At 42.0% G+C, this 22,059-nt stretch carries 20 protein-coding genes; 8 read left to right on the plus strand and 12 right to left on the minus strand.

What is annotated here, in order from left to right; genetic code table 11:
* Window positions 1-255 precede the first annotated feature (255 nt).
* On the plus strand, window positions 256-405 hold the full coding sequence (locus ITG09_20300) for a hypothetical protein (protein UPR53734.1): 150 nt from the start codon (window positions 256-258) through the stop codon (window positions 403-405).
* A gap of 223 nt (window positions 406-628) precedes the next feature.
* Window positions 629-778, plus strand: a complete 150-nt coding sequence (locus tag ITG09_20305) for a hypothetical protein (GenBank protein UPR53735.1) — start codon at window positions 629-631, stop codon at window positions 776-778.
* Between the two features lie 174 nt (window positions 779-952).
* Here the strand turns inward: ITG09_20305 and ITG09_20310 are convergent, their stop codons facing one another.
* Together ITG09_20310 and ITG09_20315 are read right to left on the minus strand one after the other, a co-directional pair.
* A complete protein-coding gene (locus ITG09_20310) occupies window positions 953-2,035 on the minus strand; it encodes a porin (GenBank protein ID UPR53736.1) in 1,083 nt (360 codons plus the stop codon).
* A 373-nt stretch (window positions 2,036-2,408) separates the two neighbouring features.
* Window positions 2,409-3,029 carry a MarC family protein gene (locus tag ITG09_20315; GenBank protein ID UPR53737.1) on the minus strand — a complete coding sequence of 207 codons (621 nt, stop codon included), beginning with the start codon at window positions 3,027-3,029 and terminating at the stop codon, window positions 2,409-2,411.
* 250 nt (window positions 3,030-3,279) lie between these two features.
* On the opposite strand from ITG09_20315, the gene ITG09_20320 reads away from it, so the two are divergent.
* On the plus strand, window positions 3,280-4,161 hold the full coding sequence (locus tag ITG09_20320; GenBank protein ID UPR53738.1) for a LysR family transcriptional regulator: 882 nt from the start codon (window positions 3,280-3,282) through the stop codon (window positions 4,159-4,161).
* 138 nt (window positions 4,162-4,299) lie between these two features.
* Window positions 4,300-5,985, plus strand: coding sequence for an alpha-keto acid decarboxylase family protein (locus ITG09_20325; GenBank protein UPR53739.1), 1,686 nt, complete (start codon window positions 4,300-4,302; stop codon window positions 5,983-5,985).
* Window positions 5,986-6,082: 97 nt separating this feature from the next.
* Here the strand turns inward: ITG09_20325 and ITG09_20330 are convergent, their stop codons facing one another.
* Together ITG09_20330 and ITG09_20335 are read right to left on the minus strand one after the other, a co-directional pair.
* The gene (locus tag ITG09_20330; GenBank protein UPR53740.1) at window positions 6,083-7,552 is read right to left on the minus strand and encodes an FUSC family protein; all 1,470 of its coding nucleotides are present in this window, start codon (window positions 7,550-7,552) and stop codon (window positions 6,083-6,085) included.
* A 3-nt stretch (window positions 7,553-7,555) separates the two neighbouring features.
* Entirely contained in the window at window positions 7,556-8,404 is an 849-nt protein-coding gene (locus ITG09_20335) for an HlyD family secretion protein (GenBank protein ID UPR53741.1), read from the minus strand.
* Between the two features lie 337 nt (window positions 8,405-8,741).
* Here ITG09_20335 and ITG09_20340 point away from each other — a divergent pair, with 337 nt between their 5' ends.
* Window positions 8,742-8,882: a hypothetical protein gene (locus tag ITG09_20340; GenBank protein ID UPR53742.1), complete on the plus strand. Its 141-nt coding sequence runs from the start codon at window positions 8,742-8,744 to the stop codon at window positions 8,880-8,882.
* A gap of 150 nt (window positions 8,883-9,032) precedes the next feature.
* Here ITG09_20340 and ITG09_20345 read toward each other — a convergent pair whose 3' ends face one another.
* From ITG09_20345 to kduD, 7 genes are all read right to left on the minus strand, one after another.
* On the minus strand, window positions 9,033-11,033 hold the full coding sequence (locus tag ITG09_20345; GenBank protein UPR53743.1) for a heparinase II/III family protein: 2,001 nt from the start codon (window positions 11,031-11,033) through the stop codon (window positions 9,033-9,035).
* Between the two features lie 9 nt (window positions 11,034-11,042).
* Window positions 11,043-12,467: a glucuronate isomerase gene (gene uxaC / locus ITG09_20350; protein ID UPR53744.1), complete on the minus strand. Its 1,425-nt coding sequence runs from the start codon at window positions 12,465-12,467 to the stop codon at window positions 11,043-11,045.
* A 160-nt stretch (window positions 12,468-12,627) separates the two neighbouring features.
* Entirely contained in the window at window positions 12,628-14,394 is a 1,767-nt protein-coding gene (locus tag ITG09_20355; GenBank protein UPR53745.1) for a transporter, read from the minus strand.
* Window positions 14,395-14,800: 406 nt separating this feature from the next.
* Window positions 14,801-15,439 carry an RpiB/LacA/LacB family sugar-phosphate isomerase gene (locus ITG09_20360; protein ID UPR53746.1) on the minus strand — a complete coding sequence of 213 codons (639 nt, stop codon included), beginning with the start codon at window positions 15,437-15,439 and terminating at the stop codon, window positions 14,801-14,803.
* A 71-nt stretch (window positions 15,440-15,510) separates the two neighbouring features.
* Window positions 15,511-15,831 carry a cupin domain-containing protein gene (locus ITG09_20365; GenBank protein UPR53747.1) on the minus strand — a complete coding sequence of 107 codons (321 nt, stop codon included), beginning with the start codon at window positions 15,829-15,831 and terminating at the stop codon, window positions 15,511-15,513.
* 7 nt (window positions 15,832-15,838) lie between these two features.
* Complete coding sequence (locus ITG09_20370; GenBank protein UPR53748.1) at window positions 15,839-16,363, minus strand: YgjV family protein; 525 nt, start codon at window positions 16,361-16,363, stop codon at window positions 15,839-15,841.
* Between the two features lie 18 nt (window positions 16,364-16,381).
* On the minus strand, window positions 16,382-17,143 hold the full coding sequence (kduD, locus tag ITG09_20375) for a 2-dehydro-3-deoxy-D-gluconate 5-dehydrogenase KduD (GenBank protein UPR53749.1): 762 nt from the start codon (window positions 17,141-17,143) through the stop codon (window positions 16,382-16,384).
* 246 nt (window positions 17,144-17,389) lie between these two features.
* Between kduD and kdgR the strand changes: the two genes are divergently transcribed.
* The 3 genes from kdgR to ITG09_20390 all read left to right on the plus strand — a co-directional run bounded on the left by kdgR (window position 17,390) and on the right by ITG09_20390 (window position 20,800).
* Complete coding sequence (gene kdgR / locus ITG09_20380) at window positions 17,390-18,175, plus strand: DNA-binding transcriptional regulator KdgR (GenBank protein ID UPR53750.1); 786 nt, start codon at window positions 17,390-17,392, stop codon at window positions 18,173-18,175.
* Between the two features lie 288 nt (window positions 18,176-18,463).
* Window positions 18,464-19,795 (plus strand): MFS transporter, encoded by a 1,332-nt coding sequence (locus ITG09_20385; protein ID UPR55224.1) that lies wholly within the window; start codon window positions 18,464-18,466, stop codon window positions 19,793-19,795.
* 123 nt (window positions 19,796-19,918) lie between these two features.
* Window positions 19,919-20,800, plus strand: coding sequence for a DMT family transporter (locus ITG09_20390; GenBank protein UPR53751.1), 882 nt, complete (start codon window positions 19,919-19,921; stop codon window positions 20,798-20,800).
* On the opposite strand, the gene ITG09_20395 is transcribed toward ITG09_20390, so the two are convergent.
* Window positions 20,769-21,977 (minus strand): GGDEF domain-containing protein, encoded by a 1,209-nt coding sequence (locus ITG09_20395; GenBank protein UPR53752.1) that lies wholly within the window; start codon window positions 21,975-21,977, stop codon window positions 20,769-20,771. The genes ITG09_20390 and ITG09_20395 overlap by 32 nt on opposite strands.
* Window positions 21,978-22,059: the final 82 nt, after the last annotated feature.

Consider the following 22,059-nt stretch of genomic DNA (forward strand, 5'->3'; position numbering starts at 1 on the left):
AACGGCGCAAATATCTTTGCGCCGTTTTTTTAACTTGAGAATACTAATCTCTTGGAACTTGCTCTTTGTCTTCAAAAGCCCCCTGTCCAATCAATTTGAGATTGGAAGACATACCTACCACTTCGACGTGTAATTCCAAATATGGGATTTTGAAAACCACAATTCAATATATATAAGTTTTTAGGTATTCAATAACATGTATCCAACGCTTGAGAACAAGCATAGAACACTTACTAAAATATACAGGTGAACATCATGAAAACATTAACACTTTTATTCGCTACTCTTGCTGTTTCTGCTTCTGCATTCGCAAACGATGGCCCTGGCACTCGATGTCTAACTGAAAAGGGTGAAGTTATCCGAACTCACCTCGAAAGTTGCCCAACGAATACTAAGACACTGTAATACCTATCTAGAAATGAAAAGCCTCGTATATTTACGGGGCTTTTTTATACCCTAAATAAATTAAATTGACCTCATAGATTATAGAAAGGTGACACAGTTAATTTTGATACCAAATATGAGAATGACGAAACCAAAATTCAGTATATATAGCTATCTGATTATTCAATATTATACCCACATCGCTTAGGTATAAGTGAAAACAAAAACATATAAGGTGAACATCATGAAAACATTAACACTTCTATTCGCTACTCTTGCTGTTTCTGCTTCTGCATTCGCAAACGACGGTCCTGGCACTCGATGTCTAACTGAAAAGGGTGAAGTTATCCGAACTCACCTCGAAAGTTGCCCAACGAATACTAAGACACTGTAATACCTATCTAGAAATGAAAAGCCTCGTATATTTACGGGGCTTTTTTTGGATCAAAAATAATTACTTTATGGGATAGTTACAAAATCTACGGATGAAAAAAACCAGTCAAAAGTGACTGGTTTTAGGTTATTAAATAGCGATATTATGGGCTGTTGAATGAGACGATTAATCTCATCAAAACATATAGCGGAAACCGATTTGAACTTCATCTTCATCGTTATCGAGGATACCGCCTTGGCCCTCATCCAGCAGGTTTTTTTTGTATGCTACGTAAAGAGATGAATTGTTGATGTATCGAGCATATTCCACCGCAATAAAGTTTGCGTCTAGTGCATCCAAATTCTTGTTATCAACTTCAAACGAGCTGTATGTCATATTTACGTTGTTGTCACCAAAAGTATAACCAGCGTATAAGTCAGCAGCAGTGAAGTCTGTATTACCTGATAGGTACGACGCTCCCTGATTGTATGTGCCGTGAGCCTCACCTTTTGTACTGACGTACTGATCTGCCGTTAGTTCACCGATATGGTAAGTAGCAGCAATGTTGAAGCCACCTTTTAAGTATTTTGCAGCCATTAATACTGCACTTGAACTCGTATCATCATTGCTATCTACAGACTCAGACTGGTTGTAACCTAGACCTAGGCTTAGAGAGTCGGTTACATCGTAACTACCTGCAATACCGAAACCCGTGTGTTCATTTTCAATCGAGCTATTTTGGCTTTCAGAGTTTAAATTTAGAGACGTTGCAAGTGAAAAGCCTTCACCAAAGTTTAAGCTATAAGCTAAAACGTTGTTTGCACGATCGCCAGATGAAACAGAATATTCATTGACGTAACCAGAGTAGACCTCAGACAAGTCACTCCAGTCAGTGAGCATAGTGACCGCATTGTTTTGGTGACCGTAAGTAATACGGCCGTAATTAGTGTCAGCACCAGCGTACAAGTGACGAGTGTTCATATGATTCGAATCATATTGTCCCCCTTCTTTTTCAGCTATTTCAAACTCCGCACGTGCAATCAGTGATACATCATTATTTACTTTCTCTTCACCTTCCACATTAATTCGAATACGCGAAGCATCTTTATAAGTGTTGTCACTTTCATCTGATTTATTTGCATCAGAAAAATTGGCTCTAACTTCCACTCGCCCATCGACTTTTATCGTTGTGTCTTCATCAGAATAGACTTCTGACGCTGCTGCCGCTGTAGAAAGTAGTGCTGAAGCAATCGAGATGCTGATTAGATTTTTATTCATAGTTTAACCTTCACGCAAAAATCCATTTAAAGAGATAAATTTCCATTCAGTGGAATTTATAAAAAGCCCAACATCTATATAAATTGGGCATGTGAGTTTTTAGCTTGAGCTGTGACTATAAATCTGTTGTAGATAATCGAATATAGGTTGTTTTGAGACTGAAAATCTCAATAACGGAAAGCAATTGAACACTGTTTCTTATCGTGAGCAGTGCAAAGGGAGTAAGCAATAGTTTAATTTTATGATAACGAATTAACTAAATATAATGGTGAGGATAAAAGCATGCTTTTCCAAAATTTCTGGGCGACAAGCAATAAAAAACCCTACTAGCTGATTAGTAGGGTTTGTCGTATTGTTACTTGTTAGGTGTACGTTAGATTACATCTAGAATTTTTAGACCATCGGCAATACCAGAGATAATCATCTGCATTGCAAGTGCTGTTAACAGTATACCTGCGATTTTTCCGACGATTTGAATAATTTCCACACCAAGAAAGTCCATAACTTTTTTGATATTCAACATGATAAGTAAGTTGATTGCTGCAATACCTAAGATAATCGCTAACAACAAAAGCTCTCCAGTTATCGTTTGTGCATCTGCAGCCATTGTTGTAATTGCGACCAAAGCTTGCGGAGTTGCAAAGAAAGGCATAGCAAGTGGAGAGATTGCAATACTTTTGCTTACAGGCCCAACGAGGCTTGATTCACTTTTCTTATCCTCTCCCATAACCATCTGAATAGCATATAGAAATAGGATGATTCCACCGGCAATATTTAGGGAGGCTGTGTCTATATGGAATAAGCTCAACAATACACTACCGCCAAAGACAAAGAATGCACAGATACTCGTTGCAATCATTGTTGTTTTTATCGCGATTTCTCGTTGCTCCGCCTTTGTCATCTGAAGTGCATACTTAGAAAAAACGATCGAGATCTTCATTGGCCCCATCGTTGCTAGTAGCAATGTAACGATATCTAAAGTACCCATAGTCATATTTGATGCCCTCTCATTTTGCTGGCTTTGCTTAAGTAACGCCGCATCTATTGTTTAAATTTACGAATGTAGTTGTGCTGACCAGAGAAAGAATACAAACCCTAGAAAAACAATCATAGACCATATATTGAGAGCGCCAATTCCATAAATGATATTTACCATAAAAATGAGTGAGTTTTAGTACGCCAAACCTACAAAATGTTGTGCTATGCTCTATATATTGGTTAAAAATCAAAGGAATAACAAGAAGATGAAGAATCAGATTGATGACTACTACGTGTTTTGTCAAGTTGCAAAATTTGGAAGTATGAAAAAAGCAAGCGAGAAAATTAGATTGCCTTTGTCAACAGTCAGCCGCCGAGTGGTAGCGCTAGAGGAAGGGTTAGGAGTTCAATTATTCATTCGCAGTAAGAACAAACTAACACTATCAAACGAAGGTGAGCGCTATTATTCTGCGTTGAACATTCACTTAGAAAAACTTCGTATCGCACTAGAAGAACTTCATGAAGACTCAGGGACACTGCACGGCAATGTCGTTCTTTCAACAACAAAGATTTTTTACCTACGATTCCTCCACCCTTTCTTGAAAACCTTATTAAAAGAGAATCCCGACTTGTCCATCGAGCTAAAAAACTCTCATAGCGCAACAGAGTTAACCGAGGACGTAGACATTGCTATAGCTAATGGTGAGCTGCCAGAAAGTAATCTAATAGCGAGGAAGCTAACCGACGTCCCCCTTACATTTGTCGCAACGCAAGAGTTTGTAGAAACCTATCAATCTGAAATTCAAAATGGGGAATTTAGTAAGCTTCCTTATGTATCAACGTTTTCTCACCCTTCACTCCCTGTATTAAACAAAAAAACAGGGGAAAAATTTAAACTCCAACCTGACAAAAAGCTTGTCGTGATGGACTTGGAAATGGTTGTAAAAGCAACAGTAGATTCTATTGGCTATGCAATACTCCCTCCTTATATGTATGAAGAGATAGAAGAAACCCATTCCTTAATAGAAATCCTTCCCGATTACCAATTAGACCCAGTAACCTTTAGCCTCCTATATCGAAATAAGAATTTACAATCAGCAGCGCAACGAGTTGTAATTGATAAAATAATGGAAGCATTTAATAAATAATTTAGTAATTCCATTAGTGGGATTTGCAAACCCGAAACTCGATATATATTCAAATTACAAATATACATAATATGACCTCAACGCAAAAATCTGCGGCGTGAATAATAAGATAAACACAACATTCAATGAGGTCACATTATGAAAAAAGTTACTCTATCAACTTATATCCTTATGCGTCTAAAAGAGCTAAACACTAACCACATCTTTGGTATTCCTGGTGATTATGTTCTTCCGTTTTTCGATGAAATGCTCGATGGCGAACACAATGTCAAACACGTTATGCCACGAAATGAATTGAACGGCACATATGCTGCAGACGGATACGCGAAATTGAATGGCTTTGGTGCGATGGCCGTTACCTTCGGAGTGGGCTCATTAAGTTGTGTGAATGCCGTTGCGGGTGCTTACGCTGACGACACACCAATTATGGTTATCGCAGGTACTCCTACTGTTGACGTGTTATCGAAACCAACTGAGCGACGTTACCATCATGTTATTGAAAATGACTTCAATACGAATATCAATATCTTCAAACACATAACATGTGTAAGCCACCGCGTAGAAGATATTCGTACCGCGCCATTTGAAATCGACCAAATGCTTCGCAAATCGATGCAAAGCAAAAAGCCTGTATATCTTGAGGTTCCTTATGACCTTCAAACGATGGAGGTTGATGTACCAATTAGGCCACTAGACCTAATGATGCAGCAATCATCAACGACAAACCTTGAAGTCGCGCTCCAGGAAGCAATAGAACTGATTCGTAAATCTAAAACTCGAAGTGTACTTACCGGACATTTATTACAACGCGAAGATATGATTGATCAGGGTGTAGAGTTGGTAAGTCAACTCAATGCAGCCGTAGCGACAACTTTCACCTGTAAAATGGGCGACTTTGAAGCACATCCGAACAGTGTTGGGATTTACATGGGTGAGGTAAGCGAAGATTATACAAAAGAGATGATGGACGGCGCAGATATTGCTATTGCTCTCGGTGTCACTCTGAATGAATTCGACACTGGTGTTTTCTCGACCAAGTTAGGCCAAAACCAAGACGTGATTTGGATTCGAAAAGACTATGTTGAGATCAATGGCAAACGTTACGATCAAGTTTACCTACGCGATTTCTTACCAGCACTTCGTGGGGCGGCTAAAGACATAAATCTAGGGCAATTACCATTGCAGCCTCGTCGTAAGTTTGCATTCGAACAACGTGACGCTTTTGTACCAACAGATAACGCTTTAACAATTGACCGACTGTTTGTCCAGTTCTCAAATTACCTTGAAGCGGGAGACATGTTATATGGTGATACAGGTGGTTTCATCAATAGCTCACAAGCTGAATTCCCGGCCGACGTAGTTATGCACGGCTGTGGTAACTGGGGCTCACTAGGCGCAGGCTTTGGAATGTATGTTGGTGCTAACTTCGCCAACGAATCGACAAACAAGCGTTCTGTTTCAATTCAAGGTGAAGGTGCATTCACAATGAGTGCTCAAGACTTGGCAACGCTTATCGAACATAAGAAAGACCTTGCTCTTTTCATTCTAGACAACGCAGGCTATGGCGCTGAACGTGCTATTCACCCAGGCAAAGAACGTTCTTATAACGATATTGCAGTATGGAAATATGAAAAGCTTGGGGAAGCGCTTGGCGGTACTGAAGGTGTAGACGTTCGCAGTTATGTTGCTAACACTGAAAAAGATATTGCTGAGATTTTCGAAAAGCTGAAAGAGCCTAAGGGAGTAAACATCGTACGTATCATGTTAGATCCGAACGACTCAGCTACATTCAACTTGCGCTTTAGCCAATTGCTACAACACTAAAACGTTTCACAGAGTTCATGGTTCGCAGGTTGCCTGACCTGCGAATTTTGATGTCCTAGCCAAGGATGGCATTTTTATCCTCTTCCCTCTGCTCTTGTTAAATATCGACCAGTAAGTAGCTGAACCTCACAAATACACCCGCTAACAGGTTAGCAATTGCACCATTAATAAAGCTCACTTCATCAAACAGTGGTATGTTGGCCAAATCCAAATAAGCTGGCCAAAACATAATAACAAACATGTAGATGACAGCCATTGGCATAGGTGACGTAATATGTTTGTAAGCGAAAACCCATAAAAAGACACCTATGGTGATAAATAGGACACTTGGATGAGTAACAGAAGGCATCACAACAAACAGAATAATGTATGAAAATGTGGCACAAATAAGATGACCAACCAGAAAAATCAGAGCCCCCATCTTTGGTGGTATTGGTAAGCTGGCAAACATCACATATAAGGTTCCAGCAATCATCATGCTATTTGCACCTTTATCCCACCCACTGACATACCAAAACGCCAATACAAGGCTTAAACCCAGAGTACAACAAGTTGTGTTTCTCCATGCGATACGCCAATTAGCTTTATATATGACGGTCGTCGAACTGGGTATATCTCCACTTATTATCATCTGTCTAGAGACGATAAACTCTGAGAGTTTATCTAGTATTTCATCGGACATATCACAATATTGACTCACCCGGTTTTGTAAGTCTAAACACCCAATATCTTCCGTCGCAAAGAGTTTGTTTAGTTCCAACCGTTGTTCTTCAGATAACTCTCGTGTCGCAACTTGGTTTAGTTGAGATAACTGATTAAGTAACAACAAAGAATGCCTTAACTCATGGCTTGTAACCCTATCTTGCGATTTGAAGTTGAATATATTCAAGACCATCACTTCGGTATACTGACGTAGTAATGATTCACCTGAATTTTTTAAGCGTTCTAGTGCATCGCTTTCACTTCCCGAGATCAATGGGGTTCGGATTTGCTGCATGACACCTTTTTTGTACTGTTTTAGTTCTCCTTGAACTTGCGCGTCGGTTTTCGGCGAATAAAAAGCAGAACTGATCACACTGCAAACAACAATCGCGACTAACATACCAACGACACGAGCAATAACGACATCATTTAGGGTTTCAATTGACGGGTTATAAGTGGTAGGGAAAGCAGTAAAACATACCGTAAGGCCAGCAATTGAAAAGATGTACGCAATATTCGGATTGATCATTCGGTGAAACGAAGCGAACAACGTAAAGGCTACGACAGCGGATGCCGCTATAGCGCTAAAGACGAGCGTGTCCGACAGATGGTACTGAGCAACCATAAAGGTAACGGAACCACCTAACAACGTAGCAATAGTACGAAACATAAAACGGGTAAGTTGCGCCCCTGAATGCCTCTCAGTCATGAATAACATGGCTGACATAATTCCGGCTGAGCTGTAGCCTGTACCTTGTTGAATACAAATTAGCCAAGTCGCGACCATAGCTAGAGCTACCAAGAATGCTTTTTTTACATGAGGTACAGAAAAGGTCATCTGCCCAATAGACACCTGAGTCATCATGCTTTATTCCGACACTTCAATCGTTGCCGTACCGCCGGCAGCTAATCGGAGTGTGGCTAAGTCATCTGTAATCTCAAACCGAACAGGAACTCGCTGGTTTAAACGTACCCAAGGAACTGTCGGGTTTACATTAGCAATCAGCCCTGAGCTATCGGCACTCTTATCCGCAATGGCGCGTCCAATACCGTCAACTACAAGATTGACTTCTTGGTCTTTTATCATCAGTTTTGCTTTCGCTTTTTGCCCTAGTTCGATATCTCCCACGAGTGTTTCAGGGAAGTAGCCTACAAGGTAAAATGTTTCGCTTTCAACAAGAGCAAATAATGATTGTCCCAGAGAAACATAATTACCTTCTCGCAAATTCAAGTTTGTCACATAACCATTAGCAAACGCGTAGATCTTTGTGCGCTTCAGATCCAACTCAGCATTGCTTGCTTCTACCTCAGCTTGCGCTAAATCCAGCTTTAATTTTTTAATCTTAAATTGATCTTCAACCAACTGCTTCTTTGTCACATATTTCTTTGCCGTCTTATTACGTTGGTAACTATCAACCGCTGAGTCTACTTCAACTGACAAAGATTGGACCTTCAACTTAGCTTTATCGACTGCTAGCGCGTAATCGGTATCATCAATTTCAATCAGTAAATCACCTTCTTTAACTTCTTGGTTATCCTTCACTAATAGGGTCTTAATCTTACCCGAAACCTCAGGTGTTACATTCAACACTTCAACTTGAATTCGTCCATCACGCGTCCATGGTGTGTCCATATAAGCGTTCCATGCCAAATTACCCACAAAATAAGTGGCAACAACAACTAATACTGGGAGTACAGACCCAAAGATTTTTTTCATATGAACGACCCCTTGTTGAACAATATGATGAAACTCAAAATTAATGAAAAAAAGCACAACTGAATCTGTGCTGCGTATTTAATACTTATTAGATTAGAGAGACTTCGTATAGGCTCTCTAACCAATAGAAATAGCAATATAGCTAGGGTGAGAAAAGTGACTAAGGGGGGTAAATAATATGTATCAAACAAAATTAAATCGTTCATATGCCATCCGTGAATATGATACTTAACGTTAAGATGGACCATCTTACGAGAACTTTCAATAACTCTAAGAAAAAACGAGTAAAACTGGGGTGCCAATTCCAAAACAGTGAGAATGCCGTGAACTGGTCAAAATGCACAAGGTCAATAAGATCTTAATGGATGGTCGCTTAGAGAAACCAACCTCTTTGAACGCACTGCAACACGTGCTCGACAACTGGCTTGAGAAAGGCTGGGTATCGGATGCTTCTAAAGAAGCCGAAAGTGAAGAGTAAATAACTAATCTCTAATGACTAATGGCTAATGGCTAATACGTTAAGCCACGGCTGATAAAAACCCCTTCAAGAAAGGCTCTTGAAGGGGGTTTTAGTTATGGTTAACTCTTTAAAATCAGACAGTTATTACTCTTTAATATTGTTGTTCGATTAAACGAACAAAGTAACACCGGTTTCTTGGTTAATGGAAATAGATTGCGTCACTCCATTTCTTACCAATCTTAAATTGATAACATCTGATCGCCACTCGATATCAGAAACTCGAACCTCATCGTTTTGCGTCAAGTTATGTATAGTAGCAACTTTAAGAACCGCTTCTTGGCTACGCAAAATCGTGTAAGCTAAATCGCTGGTTGCAGGGTTGTCTGGCGCATACCCCATCAACAATATCGCTGAGCACTCCGTTATAATCTGCTGATTAAACTCAGTTTGCCCATCAATCGAATAACGTAAATCAATAGACTCTTCAAGTGTCGCCTCATGGCAACTCGTCATCCTTGATAAAGGCCCATCTAACGGATTGTCGCAAGCTTGCGCCAGAGCCAAAGAACGGTGTAGCCCTCTAACATGCCAAACCAAATCCAGTTGTTGGTGGTGAGGGTTTTCCACTGTATTGAACTCAATCGCGACATCCCCTAGCCATAGAACTTGGCGACGAAACACCACATCTTTGTACGCAGCTAAATCCCACTGAACAATAATATGACTGTCGACGGTCGGTAACTCGCCACACCAATCAGTTTGTGTGTCTAACCATGTGTAGGACGGTTCTTTTACAAACGTGTTTACTTGCGGATTAGCTGGCGGTTGGTTCTTCTGATTCACCGCCAAGGTGTTGTGCGTCACCGTATTTTTATAATACCCATAATGCAGCTCAGCCCCATACCCTGTTGTTCCTAAGTCAGGCAAAATTTCTTTACCGTTTCGAGTAATGATCATTCCTAAACGGTCATAATGATCGTGCTCACCACCATACGGAGAATGCTTAATGAGTAGCATGTTATCGAACTCTCGATCGTGCATGATCGTGATGCCCGATTGTTCTGCATGAATAGATTGGCATGTAAGCGACTTCGCGGCAGGCAATACATCTACGCCGTACAGTAGCGCGTCGATATTGTTGCGAGGCTTATCTTGATAGATATTCTGCAACGCCGATGCGAACAAAGGGTCGCGAAACTCGCGGTAGCCGAATTCAAACAGGTGGCTATGAGTTAACTTCTCTTGACCCGCAATACAATCATTAAGGCGTGGAAAGTCACCCGTATTGATCAGTAGCTTAAGCGGGAATGCCAACATGGTATGGAAGTTTGGCACCGATTGTAGTGAGTACTCTGTTTTACATGCCATTTTTTCGAAATTCAGAAGCGCTTGTAAAGCGTAGTAATGATAATGGATTGAACCTTCAAACCATAAGCCCTCTCCTTTTACACCATGCTCTAACTGATACTTCAAGCCATAAGGAGTGTTCACCGAGAAGTCGATGAATTTTCGCTCGCCAAGAATCAAACCGATCACACCAATAGTCGCAGAAATCTTCATTTCATGGTTGTGCAATTGATCAGCTCGATGTTGCATCAAGAACTCAGCGCCTTCGCGTAACAAGCGCTGCTCAATAAACAATTGCTCTTCGCTATTCAAATGCTCTTTAACGAAATCATAGCCTCGGGCAAAATCAATATTGCAATTCGCTTCACAGAGGGTCTGCGCGTTTGCTTTGCCTGGGCCGTTATATGGAATACCGCCGTGCTCTTCATAATTCGGATAGTGTTCGGCATAACCTAATAAGATCTCACGAACTTTTTCTAAGTATTTACGGTCTTGAGTAATCTGCCAAAGTAAGCCTAAGTCATTACACGCTTTCGAATTAAGACCATTCAGCCAACGCCACCATGCACCGTCATAGGGTTCTCCAGTAAACACCTCGCCATCAACAGGGCACACATGCTCAGTAGGTCTTTCTCTATCCCAACTTAAGCGAACTCCATGCTTAGGGCAAAAGTAATATAGATTCCATGTTGCGCGGGCATCAGGTGGCACGAGAGTGTCTGAAGTAAGCACGACCTGATTATCTTGAATAATTTGTTCGATGATCTCTAGACTGGCATTTTGACGAATAACCGCCATTTCTTGAGAGGTAAACTGCAACATAATGGATACCTATACTAAATCTTTAAATGGATGAAAATTGAAGTATTGTTTGGCATTTTGATAACAGATGTTCTCGACAGTCTGTTTAAGCAAAGGCTCATCATTCGGTAACTCTCCTTCATCAACCCACCTACCAAGTAAGTTACATAGAATACGACGAAAATAGTCATGACGAGAGAGTGACAAGACGCTGCGAGAGTCGGTTAACATTCCTACAAAGCGTCCTAGAGCCCCTAAATTTGCTAGATCTTGAAGTTGTTTTTCCATACCCGCCTTATGATCGTTAAACCACCACGCAGAACCAAGCTGGACTTTACCTGGCTGCGCATCACTGTCTTGAAAGGCGCCTATGATTGACCCAAGCACTGGGCTATCTTTCGGGTTAAGGCTATATACGATGGTCTGAGGGAGTTGGCGGTCTTGATCTAACAAACTCAATAAATGACTCAGGTTTTCTGCAATTGGGTTGTCACTGATTACACTGAAACCCGTACCGCCACCTAGATCATCAAAGCGGCGCTTATTCACATTAGTTAACACGCCAATGTGAACTTGCATCGACCAACCATGCTTATGATAAGCCTTACCAAGCACTTCAAAAACGGCGGTCTTAAACTGAGAAACCTCTTCACTATTCAGCGTATCACCACGTTTGACCTTAGTTATAGCTTGGTCAAGTACGTCGGGATGATAGTGTGAAAATTCCACAATTTTTAACCCCAAATCAGATAATCGACAGTTGTGCTGTGCAAAATAATCCACGCGCGAAGTAATTGCTTGAGCGTAAGTCGCAAAATCGACCACATCAATATCGGTGATCGATGCCAGTGAATTGAGCGTCTTTAAAAAGCTATTTTGATTCTCGATTTCAATCAGGCCGTCAGCACGGAATGTCGGTAAGACTGTTACAGCAAACCCTGAACGATTGAGTTTATCGTGATAGTTCAGATCACTCAGTGGATCATCAGTGGTGCACAAGGTATCCACTCGACTGTCTTTGAGGAGAGCTTGAAATCGGTGAGACTCTTGATTGAGTTTTTGATTGCAACGTTGCCAAATAACATCGCAGTTCTCTGGGTTGAGTAACAAATCGAGGTCGAAGTATTTCTTGAGCTCTAAGTGACACCAGTGATACAGCGGATTGCCGATAAGATACGGCATGGTTTCACACCACTTTTGAAACTTTTCATAATCACTCGCGTCACCCGTGATGTAATGTTCATCGACTCCGTTACTGCGTAACGCACGCCACAGGTAGTGATCGCAACTCAACCAAGCCTGAGCAATATTGTCGTATTGATGGTTGTCATAAATTTCTTTGGCATCTAGATGATTGTGATAGTCAATAATGGGAAGCCCTGCCGCGTATTCGTGATATAAACGCTTAGCGGTATCCCCCTGCAATAGAAAATCTTTATGCATGTATGAAGACATAATTCAAACTCTTGTAAAAAACTGTATTGATAAACTTTAGGGAAAAACTCAGTCATGAAATTGTTTCCTAAAGCCCCTCTACGAGTTAGTTCATATAGGCCAGAGAGACACTCTCTCTGACCTATACTCGTATTACTTTTACCTAACTAGTTGCTGCTGATTACTTGGATGTAGACATTTCTAACCGAGGTGTTTTTCTAGCACTCTTTAATAATAGAGAACCCACAGTTACAATTACCGCACCACAGAACACAAAGGCCATACGCCCCCAGAATGGGTTCGGAATGAGTACCATTGCCGTGACAAGAGCACCGAAAACCAGAATGAGCTTGCCTAACATGTCACGTTGCTGACGATCCATCTCATCTTGTCCTTCAGATTCGATTACAGGGGTTGCAACATCACTCCAAAACTCTTTAAGTTCTGTGTTTCTTTCGCCCACTGGCTCTTTGTAGAACTTGGTTGTTAGACAGAAGAAACCACCCGTAATCACAAGGTGACCAATAACCCCAAGCAGAACTTTTAGGTCACTCGCTTCACGTCCAGTGAACGGAACCTCTAGGTTTAATAGGTTGGCAACGACTTCTGCTGTAAGCACAAAACTCACGACGTAAGACACCAACATACCCACTGCCAATGTCGCCCAAGCAGCCCAGTCGGGAGTTTTCTTAATAAACATACCGAAAAATAAAGGCACTAGAATTGGCATTTGTAACAGCGTACTTACGTACATCATTGCATCGAAAAGGCTCAGACCTCGAAGAGAGTTAATGAACAGAGCCACCATGATGATCAATATGCCAAAGACCATGGTCATGAATTGACTCACTCGCATCAGCTTCTTGTCATCCGCATTTTTGTCCATGATTGGTGCATAAAAGTTACGCACAAATACACCTGAATTTCGGTTCAAACCTGAATCCATTGAAGACATGGTTGCCGCAAATACAGCCGACATCAGCAGCCCCACCATACCAACCGGCATGACGTTTTCGACAAACACTAGGTAAACCGCATCCGCCGCTTTATTGCCAAGTTCAGCCGCGTGCACAGTTGCAGCTTCAGGATAAATAATTGCCGTTACCCAAGGTGGTAAGAACCAAATCGCAGGTCCGATCAACATCAATGCAAATGCTAGGAGTGCTGCTTTACGTGCATTAACGGAATCTTTTGCCGTCAAGAAACGATATGAATCTTGCATGTTGTTGATATTTTGCAGTTGCTTAACGAACATGAAGATAAACCAAGATACGAACAACAATGGGTAGTTCATATCAGAGCCCATGACACTATCGGCAGGGAACTGCTCGATCAGATTCGCTGGACCGCCAATTTTTGCCAACGCAGCCACAGCACAAACCACCGTCACCGCCATGATCACAACCATTTGCACAAAGTCTGAGGCAACGACCCCCCATGCTCCGCCCAGTACTGAAATAAAGAGAACAATCAAACCTGTAACAACAATCGTTGTTTCGATATCAACTTTAAACACAGCACTAACGAAGAGTGCGAGACCGTTTAGCCAAATACCGGTGTAAACCACGCTTGTCGGCATTGTTGCCCATGTAAACACTTGTTCATTCGTTGCACCGAAACGACGGCGAACACCTTCAATAGGTGTAACAACACGCATTTGACGAAAGCGGTACGAAAAGAACAGCCACGAAAGTAGAAAGCCAAATGCGTTCGCCATAAAGATAACCATGATCGGAAACCCATCGGTAAAAGCTTTGCCCGCAGCACCAGTAAATGTCCAAGCACTAAACTGCGTCATGAACGCGGTAGAGCCAACCATCCACCACAACATCTTGCCCCCTCCACGAAAGTAGTCACTGGTAGAGTTGCCTGCAAAACGTTTAAAGATGACGCCAATCGCTATCATAAAGATAAAGTAGACACCAACAACGAGCATGTCGATATTCATTACGAACCCCTTTTCATTATTGTTCCGTTTGAATGATTTAATTTTTAAAATACTGTTTCATTATTACATTAACGACATTTTATTTAAGGGTGTTCTATGGTTTTTGTGATCTAAACAATGTAAAAGTCATACAAATTAGATCGAGTTTGAATTATCGAGAACGACGTTTTTTGTGTTCTAGAGATCACTAATCAATATTTGGATACATCGTGGATCAAGCAACCACAAATTGATCCCGAAACCTTAAGTTAAGGCGACAAAAATACGAGTCTAGATGGGCGTACAAAGCTATTATTCGTGCGTCTAATACTTTGGCGTTTGCCAAACATCAGCCACGAATTAGCCAAACACCTGATAAAAAAAAGCCAGCCTCATAGGGCTGGCTCTCTCAAATCAAGCGGTAGAATTAGTCCAGAAGTGAACGAACATAATCAGCAATGTCTTGATTTTGGCAGTTGTCAAAGAAACACTGTTGGAAGCGAGGGCTACCCACAGCAGTCTTCACAAGATCTTGGTCGATTGCGCGCAGTGAATCAATAAAGTTATCCTTCACCACTGCCGCTTTCACCTCATTAAGAAGTGCAGCATTGCGCTGTTGTGGCTCAGCTCGCTCTAATGGGTAACCTTGACCACGCTCACCCGTGAAGGCTTTTTCAAAGATGTAACGAACGTTCAGTTCACCAGCCCAACCAAAACCTTTCGCAAAAGCGAGCGCTATAGCATTACCATTGTTGATTTGGTTAAACAGGAACGCATCAGAAGGCTCTAAACAGTAACCACAAACCACGCCTGGATGTAAGTTCAGTGACATTAAAGCACCTTGGCCAGTGCCACACCCTGTCACAACAAAGTCAACAGCCTTTGAGTTGATCAGAATGCTCGCCATAATGCCCAGGTGAATATACGTTAGGTGGTGATCGTTCTCGTCAGTCATTCCTAGGTTGAAAACATCGTGACCAAAGCCACCAGCAACTGATTCTAGTTCAGCTGATACCATTGCATTTTTGCCTGCTTGGCTGTTTTCCATCATTAATGCGATTTTCATTTACTATCTCCCGCAGCATTGCTGCAAATTTAAAAATTAGTGCTCAAATGTTCGTTCTAAAAATTTAGAGCTTAAACAAAGTCTTTACGCATTGGCGTAAAGTTATCAATTAATACGCCGGCTTCTAGGCAAACACAGCCATGTTCGATACCCGGCTCTTTGTACATAGTATCGCCCGCGCGCACCACTTTCGTTACATCGCCAATAGTGAACTCAAAAGCTCCCGACAAAACGTATGTGAGCTGCTCATGAGGATGGGTATGCAGCGCACCAACAGCGCCTGTTTCGAAATGAACTTCTACAGCCATCACGTTCTCGCTATGAGCAAGCACCTTGCGAGAAACTCCCGCACCAAGATCTTCCATTTTCACGTCTTCGTTATACACAAACATGTCGTTCTTATTCCTGTTGTTGCAGCGTAATTTTGCACTTGGCGTTATCTTGGTATAGACGAAAAATGGTGACGAGGTTAATCCCAATCACTGATATTTCCATCAGCGAGCCACCAATTGAACCAATAATTAGATTATTAGTTAACCAACATATGGCCCCTAATAAAAAGCCGACTCTAAGTGCAATACCATTCAATCTAAATATTGAGTACGTTCCAATAATCGTTCCGGCTAAGGGCAGAAGTTGATACCAATGCTCAGCAAAACCGATTCCACTGCCAACCGCAAGGGCAATAAATAACCCTGCAGCCCACAGCGATTTGGTATACATAGCGGTGCCAGTTCTGAGGGCTGAAATAAAAGCACCGATTGCCGATGTAATGGAACCCAATAATAAAAAGTGAATAAGATGGTTAACGTTCAACATCAACATAACCACTTTGAGCTTTTTGTCGTCCTTCTGGTAAAAGGTCGAAAGGCCCAGAAGAAAACTTAATAGCCCTACAGCTTGTGCAACGATCTCGTTAACCATCTTATATTACAAATTTAGTTAGCGTGCTAACCATCCACCATCAACAGCAATGGTATAGCCATTAATGTAATCCGACGCAGGTGATGCTAAGAATACACATGGGCCAGCGACATCTTTAGGCGTCCCCCAGCGATCAGCAGGAATGCGCTCAAGGATAGCTTGGTTACGGTCAGCATCTTCACGCAGTGCTTGAGTATTGTTAGTTGCCATATATCCAGGAGCAATCGCATTAACATTAATGTTATCGCTCGCCCATTCGTTCGCCATTGCACGGGTGATGCCCATTACAGCACTCTTAGACGCAGTATACGAAGGAACACGAATACCACCTTGGAAAGAGAGCATTGATGCAATATTGATGATCTTGCCGCCAGTGCCTTGCGCTTTAAACTGCTTCGCAACCGACTGAGACATAAAGAAAACAGTCTTAGTATTGATGTTCATTACGTCATCCCAGTTTTGCTCAGAAAACTCAATAGCGTCTTCACGACGAATGATGCCGGCATTGTTAACAAGGATGTCGATGTGACCAAACTCAGTCAGTGCTTTATCGATGATTCCAGGAATATCTTCTTGCTTTAGAAGGTCAGCACGTACGTCTAAAAACGTATGACCCGCCGCATTCATTTTTTCAATGGTCTCTGACGGCTCGACACGATTAACGCCAACCACTTTACATCCAGCTTCAGCCAGACCAATTGCCATACCTTGACCAAGGCCAGTATCACAACCCGTCACTATCGCTACTTTACCTTCCAGATTGAATGACTCTAACATCATGTTTGCTTCCTCAATTACGTTTAGTGTTGTGGCATTTATGTAATGTCGCCCACTCGATTTAGTCATACAATAAAACATAAATTCGTTGCTGACAATTATTTTTGAAACGACATTTCAAAAATAATTTACGATTAACTTAAAAGTTTGAAGTTGATCGTTCTCGTTTTATATTTTTTTGAAAAGGCTTTTTAGAAATTACGAAAAGTGGTATTTTGTCTTGATATTAGATAGCTCAAAGGAAGAAAAATGGAGAAGTCCACCCAGCCAGAAGCCGTTTCATCGGTATTGAAAGTTTTTAATATTCTTGAATCTCTGGGGGAACAGAAGGAAATAGGCGTATCAGACCTTTCACAACGTCTAATGATGTCTAAGGCCACTACCTACCGCTTTCTACAAACAATGAAAATGCTTGGCTATGTATCTCAACAAGGCGAAGCTGACAGATACTCACTCACATTAAAGATGTTCGAACTCGGTTCAAAATCACTCGAGTGGGTAGATATGATCACAATTGCAGAGAAAGAGATGCGTGTGATTTCAGAAGAGACCAATGAAACCATTCACTTAGGTGCTTTGGATCATGGCTCTATCATCTACATACACAAAATCGATTCTAGCTTCGCCCTACGCATGCATTCTCGTGTTGGTCGAAGAAATCCGCTGCATACGACTGCAATCGGTAAGGTGTTATTGGCAGAACGTGACGAAGAATTCGTTCGCACTCAACTGGCAGACGCCGAGTTTGTCAAAAGCACAAAAAATACCCTCGAAAACGTCGACCAACTTGTCGATGAACTTAAAACGGTTAAGCTACAGCACTTTGGCGAAGATAATGAAGAACAAGAGCCTGGCTTACGTTGTATCGCAGCTCCTATTTACGACCGTTTTGGTACCGTAATTGCTGGTGTCTCAATTTCATTTCCTACCATACGATTTGATGAAGAGAAGAAAGCCCACTACGTGAAGTTACTGCACAACGCAGGCAGAAATATATCCAAGCAATTAGGGTTTAATGATTACCCAATCAAATAGTGAAAGGCAGCAATTATTGCTGCCTTTTTTATTGCGAGTTGTCCCATCAGTTACCAGATCAAGAATCACCGATAGAGCATGCCGCGCGCACAGCGGGCAACATATGACTCAGATAAGCAGCACGCCCAATTCAAGTTATGCGAAGGTCATCAAACCTGTAACCCACTGCCAACCATAAGTTAAAAGTCATCTAAACCAGGTATTTTAAGGATTTGGCAACAATTCCATGATTTAAAAGAGTAAAAGGGTTATACATAATAATGTGTTATCTAAATGACTGAAATTATCATGACGCTCAAAGAGATCCTTAAAATTCCCAATGTCCGCTACTTCTTGATGTTCAGAAGCAGCTACTTTGCGCGTTTTTACTACCCTATTTTTACCCTACTTTATCTAGATTACGGGCTAACCCTTCCTCAATTCGCGATGCTTAACGTAGTTTGGGCAGCGACCATCGTACTCGCTGAAGTGCCGTCAGGGGCATTCGCCGATACTTTGGGCCGTAAGAAATTGGTGGTACTGTCTTCGATCGTGATGTTTGTTGAGATCGCGATGATCGCCTTAGTTCCCACCGGAAACCCCAACTTGGTCTTCATTGTCTTTCTGATTAACCGGATTCTCAGTGGCTTAGCGATGGCGCTGGCCAGCGGCGCCGACGAGGCATTGGCTTACGACACCTTAAAAGAACAAGGTAATGAAGAGTTGTGGCCGCGAGTGCTGCAAATCCAGCTTCGTGTCGCCTCAACTGTCGGTATCTTTGTCACTCTAATTGGTGCGGCGATGTACGATGTGAACTTTATGACGAACATCTTTCATGCCCTCGGATTAGCCGAGCCAGAAAGCACCAAAGACCTGATGCGCATCCCTGTTTTCGCAACCCTGTTTGTCGCGATGATCGCCATTTATGCCGCGGTTAACATGCGCGAAGAGAAAAAGGTGATGCCAAGCGACCAAACCAAATTAGCAACCACCATCGCCAGCCTTAAATTAACAGCTGACACAGGTAAGTGGGTACTTGCTACGCCTTACGTGCTTTTCATTTTGCTGTACTACAGCCTGTTCGAACACACTTCACGCATGTTCTTAACCATGAACAGCCAATACTATCTCGCTATCGATATTCCTATTATCTACTTCGGTTTTATTGGCGCGGGGATCAGTTTGCTCAAAATCATATTGGCGGGACAAAGCCGTAGATTGGCAGAAAGCATCGAGCCTAAAACCTTTATTATTGTCATGGGGTTAGCAAATATCGCGACCTATTATTGGATCAGTTTAGGGTGGTCAATTTATGGAGTAATTCCTGCACTGGTGCTGATCTTTATCATCATGACGATGAACATATTCATCAGTTACCACTTGAACAAAAAGACGGAATCACACAACCGAGCGACCGTTCTCAGCTTTAAAGGTTTGATGTTTAATCTCGGATACGGGCTGATCGGTATTTTGTATGCTTACTACTACAAGTTGGTCTCTAATAATTACACCGAGCAAGAGATAGAACAGAACCTCGCCTTCCTAGCATCGCTATCTTCGTTCTGCTACTACTTCGCTTTATTGTTCGTTTTGATTAGCGCGTTGTTCTATTTCAAAAACAAGAAACAGCCGATCTTCTGAAGAGCGTTCTAATACTGAATAGAGAGTAAAAGTGAGCCTGTGGCTATAAACAGATCATGACACTTCTTATCATGTGATTTTTTGTTAGTATTATCATCAAATTACATCACTCATGGAAGCGTCATGTCTTTTAGTTGGATCGCCTTTACCCTGCTTGCTGCCTTCAGCCAATCTTGGCGCAATGCCTTTCAAAGCAAGCTAGCCGGCACAATGAGTGTGGCTGGCGTGACGTTAGCTCGCTTTATTTGGGCAGGGCCAATCGCGCTTATTTATCTCTATTCGCTGTACCAATGGCAACCAGTCTCCGTGCCTAATTTTTCCGGTGAGTTTGTTTTCTACATTGTTGCTGCTGCGATTATGCAGATCCTAGCGACCGGCTTGATGGTGATGCTGTTTAAGCTAGAGAACTATGCGATTGGAGCTGGGCTCGCCAAATGTGAAGCCCCAGTTTCAGCGGTATTATCCGTGCTGTTTTTTGGTACAGCTTTGACACTAACAGGTTGGGTCGGCGTGCTTATTGGCACGTTAGGCGTACTAATCATGAGTAGTTCTTCTGGTTGGCGAAGCTTGTCTCCGAAAGTATTTTTGTTAGGTATGGCGTGTAGTACCGCTTTTGCTTTAACGTCTCTTTGGGTACGTGAAGCAAGCTTGAGCATAGGGCTTCCCTTCCCTCATAGCGCTGCTTGGGTGCTGTTTCTGGTGATTACTCTTCAGACATGCATTATCTGTACGTATCTCTTTTTCAGAGAGCGAGACACGCTGCGACAGATATTCAAGAAATCTAAACTGGTCGTGATGACAAGCCTAGCGAGTGTTATCGGTTCTCTAGGTTGGTTTAGTGCAATGTCACTTCAAGCCGTGCCGTACGTAAAGACACTCGGTCAAGTCGAAGTGATCTTCATGGTGTTGATATCCTACTTTTGGTTAGGGCAAAGCATCGCACGCAAAGACATTGCTGCACTCATCTTACTCTCTATCGCAGCGGTATTGGTGATGTGGCAGTGACGAGATCGTTAATATGACTAGGACAAATTGAAGTCATATTTCGACCGTTTGTTTTCGCTTGATATAACGCTTTATCGGCTCGACCAATAAACCCATCCCAATTCTCATGTGGGTGAAGCTGAGCGACACCGAAACTCGACGTCAGAAACATCTCATTTCCTTGCAATGCTGAGATCTCTGAAATAGACAATCGCAACTTGCAGGCAATAGCCTGTGCTTGTAGGAAATTAACATTGGGCAATAAAATCATTATCTCGTCTCCGCCAAAACGGAACGCACTGGCTGTTGGTGATGTTTTTATCGCACTTTGAACCATTTCAGCAAAAGACTTGATGACGAGATCACCCACAATGTGTCCGTGTTGGTCATTGATCGACTTAAAGTTATCAATATCCATCATAATGGCACTGACAGGCGTAGTCCCTGCCTGCTTCATGATGACTGGAACCATTTCATCTAGTGCCCTGCGGTTTCCAAGTGCCGTTAAAGGGTCACTGTAGGACAGATCATGAATAGACCTAAGCAATCTTGCATTAATCAACCAGAGCATTGTAAAGCTCATCGACACGATAAGAACAATACTCATTAAAAAGGCAAGTTGATGGATGAGCGCGGCCGCCATGAAATCTTGCAGCTCAGCTGAAAATAGCGTCACCATGACTCGGAAAACCATAAACCCGCCATATATCAAAAATGACAAGGCCATCATCAAAGTTGCTAAGTTCAAGTCATCACGTTGACCCTTTAACACCGCAAAGGCAGTACAAACAGTTACAAAGGCCAAATAGAAACTAATGAGGATAATTCGAGCCTTGATAGAAGGTTCGTAGTACGTGAAATAAATAAAACATGGCAAAAGAGCCAACATCATCAGACTGCTGAGGTAGGTGCATTTTAGGGAATATTCTCGGAACAGGCATAAGCTATACAAAGCGAGATGAAAGCCAAGCGCAATAACCATGTTGGCGCCAATAACAGTGATCCAATCAGGGAGCTCCCCTCTTAGGCTCAACATCAACGGCCCAGTTCCGATAACAAATATTGAAATGGAAAAAATTGAAAGCCCTTTAATGGACTGCTGGGTAAATTGGAACAGCAATAAGCCAATACAGTAAGTGAAAGAGAACAAAATAATAATAAAATTAAGTGTTCTCATATCCAGCGAAAAACCATCCATGATTTTCTATCTTCCATACTCAAACCAAGTTACAACATGGTTGATAATCATACAAACCATAAAAACATTCACCTTATGAATG

The organism is Vibrio cyclitrophicus, from assembly GCA_023206055.1.
Taxonomy (GTDB): domain Bacteria; phylum Pseudomonadota; class Gammaproteobacteria; order Enterobacterales; family Vibrionaceae; genus Vibrio; species Vibrio cyclitrophicus_A.

Coding starts and splice junctions, on each gene's coding strand:
- ITG09_20360 (UPR53746.1), bottom strand. CDS start 15,439: ATGAAAATCGCATTAATGATGGAAAACAGCCAAGCAGGCAAAAATGCA.
- ITG09_20300 (UPR53734.1), top strand. CDS start 256: ATGAAAACATTAACACTTTTATTCGCTACTCTTGCTGTTTCTGCTTCT.
- ITG09_20305 (UPR53735.1), top strand. CDS start 629: ATGAAAACATTAACACTTCTATTCGCTACTCTTGCTGTTTCTGCTTCT.
- ITG09_20370 (UPR53748.1), bottom strand. CDS start 16,363: ATGGTTAACGAGATCGTTGCACAAGCTGTAGGGCTATTAAGTTTTCTT.
- ITG09_20310 (UPR53736.1), bottom strand. CDS start 2,035: ATGAATAAAAATCTAATCAGCATCTCGATTGCTTCAGCACTACTTTCT.
- kduD (UPR53749.1), bottom strand. CDS start 17,143: ATGATGTTAGAGTCATTCAATCTGGAAGGTAAAGTAGCGATAGTGACG.
- ITG09_20330 (UPR53740.1), bottom strand. CDS start 7,552: ATGATGACTCAGGTGTCTATTGGGCAGATGACCTTTTCTGTACCTCAT.
- ITG09_20340 (UPR53742.1), top strand. CDS start 8,742: ATGCACAAGGTCAATAAGATCTTAATGGATGGTCGCTTAGAGAAACCA.
- ITG09_20355 (UPR53745.1), bottom strand. CDS start 14,394: ATGAATATCGACATGCTCGTTGTTGGTGTCTACTTTATCTTTATGATA.
- ITG09_20345 (UPR53743.1), bottom strand. CDS start 11,033: ATGTTGCAGTTTACCTCTCAAGAAATGGCGGTTATTCGTCAAAATGCC.
- ITG09_20395 (UPR53752.1), bottom strand. CDS start 21,977: ATGGATGGTTTTTCGCTGGATATGAGAACACTTAATTTTATTATTATT.
- uxaC (UPR53744.1), bottom strand. CDS start 12,467: ATGTCTTCATACATGCATAAAGATTTTCTATTGCAGGGGGATACCGCT.
- ITG09_20325 (UPR53739.1), top strand. CDS start 4,300: ATGAAAAAAGTTACTCTATCAACTTATATCCTTATGCGTCTAAAAGAG.
- ITG09_20335 (UPR53741.1), bottom strand. CDS start 8,404: ATGAAAAAAATCTTTGGGTCTGTACTCCCAGTATTAGTTGTTGTTGCC.
- ITG09_20320 (UPR53738.1), top strand. CDS start 3,280: ATGAAGAATCAGATTGATGACTACTACGTGTTTTGTCAAGTTGCAAAA.
- ITG09_20385 (UPR55224.1), top strand. CDS start 18,464: ATGACGCTCAAAGAGATCCTTAAAATTCCCAATGTCCGCTACTTCTTG.
- ITG09_20390 (UPR53751.1), top strand. CDS start 19,919: ATGTCTTTTAGTTGGATCGCCTTTACCCTGCTTGCTGCCTTCAGCCAA.
- ITG09_20365 (UPR53747.1), bottom strand. CDS start 15,831: ATGTTTGTGTATAACGAAGACGTGAAAATGGAAGATCTTGGTGCGGGA.
- ITG09_20315 (UPR53737.1), bottom strand. CDS start 3,029: ATGACTATGGGTACTTTAGATATCGTTACATTGCTACTAGCAACGATG.
- kdgR (UPR53750.1), top strand. CDS start 17,390: ATGGAGAAGTCCACCCAGCCAGAAGCCGTTTCATCGGTATTGAAAGTT.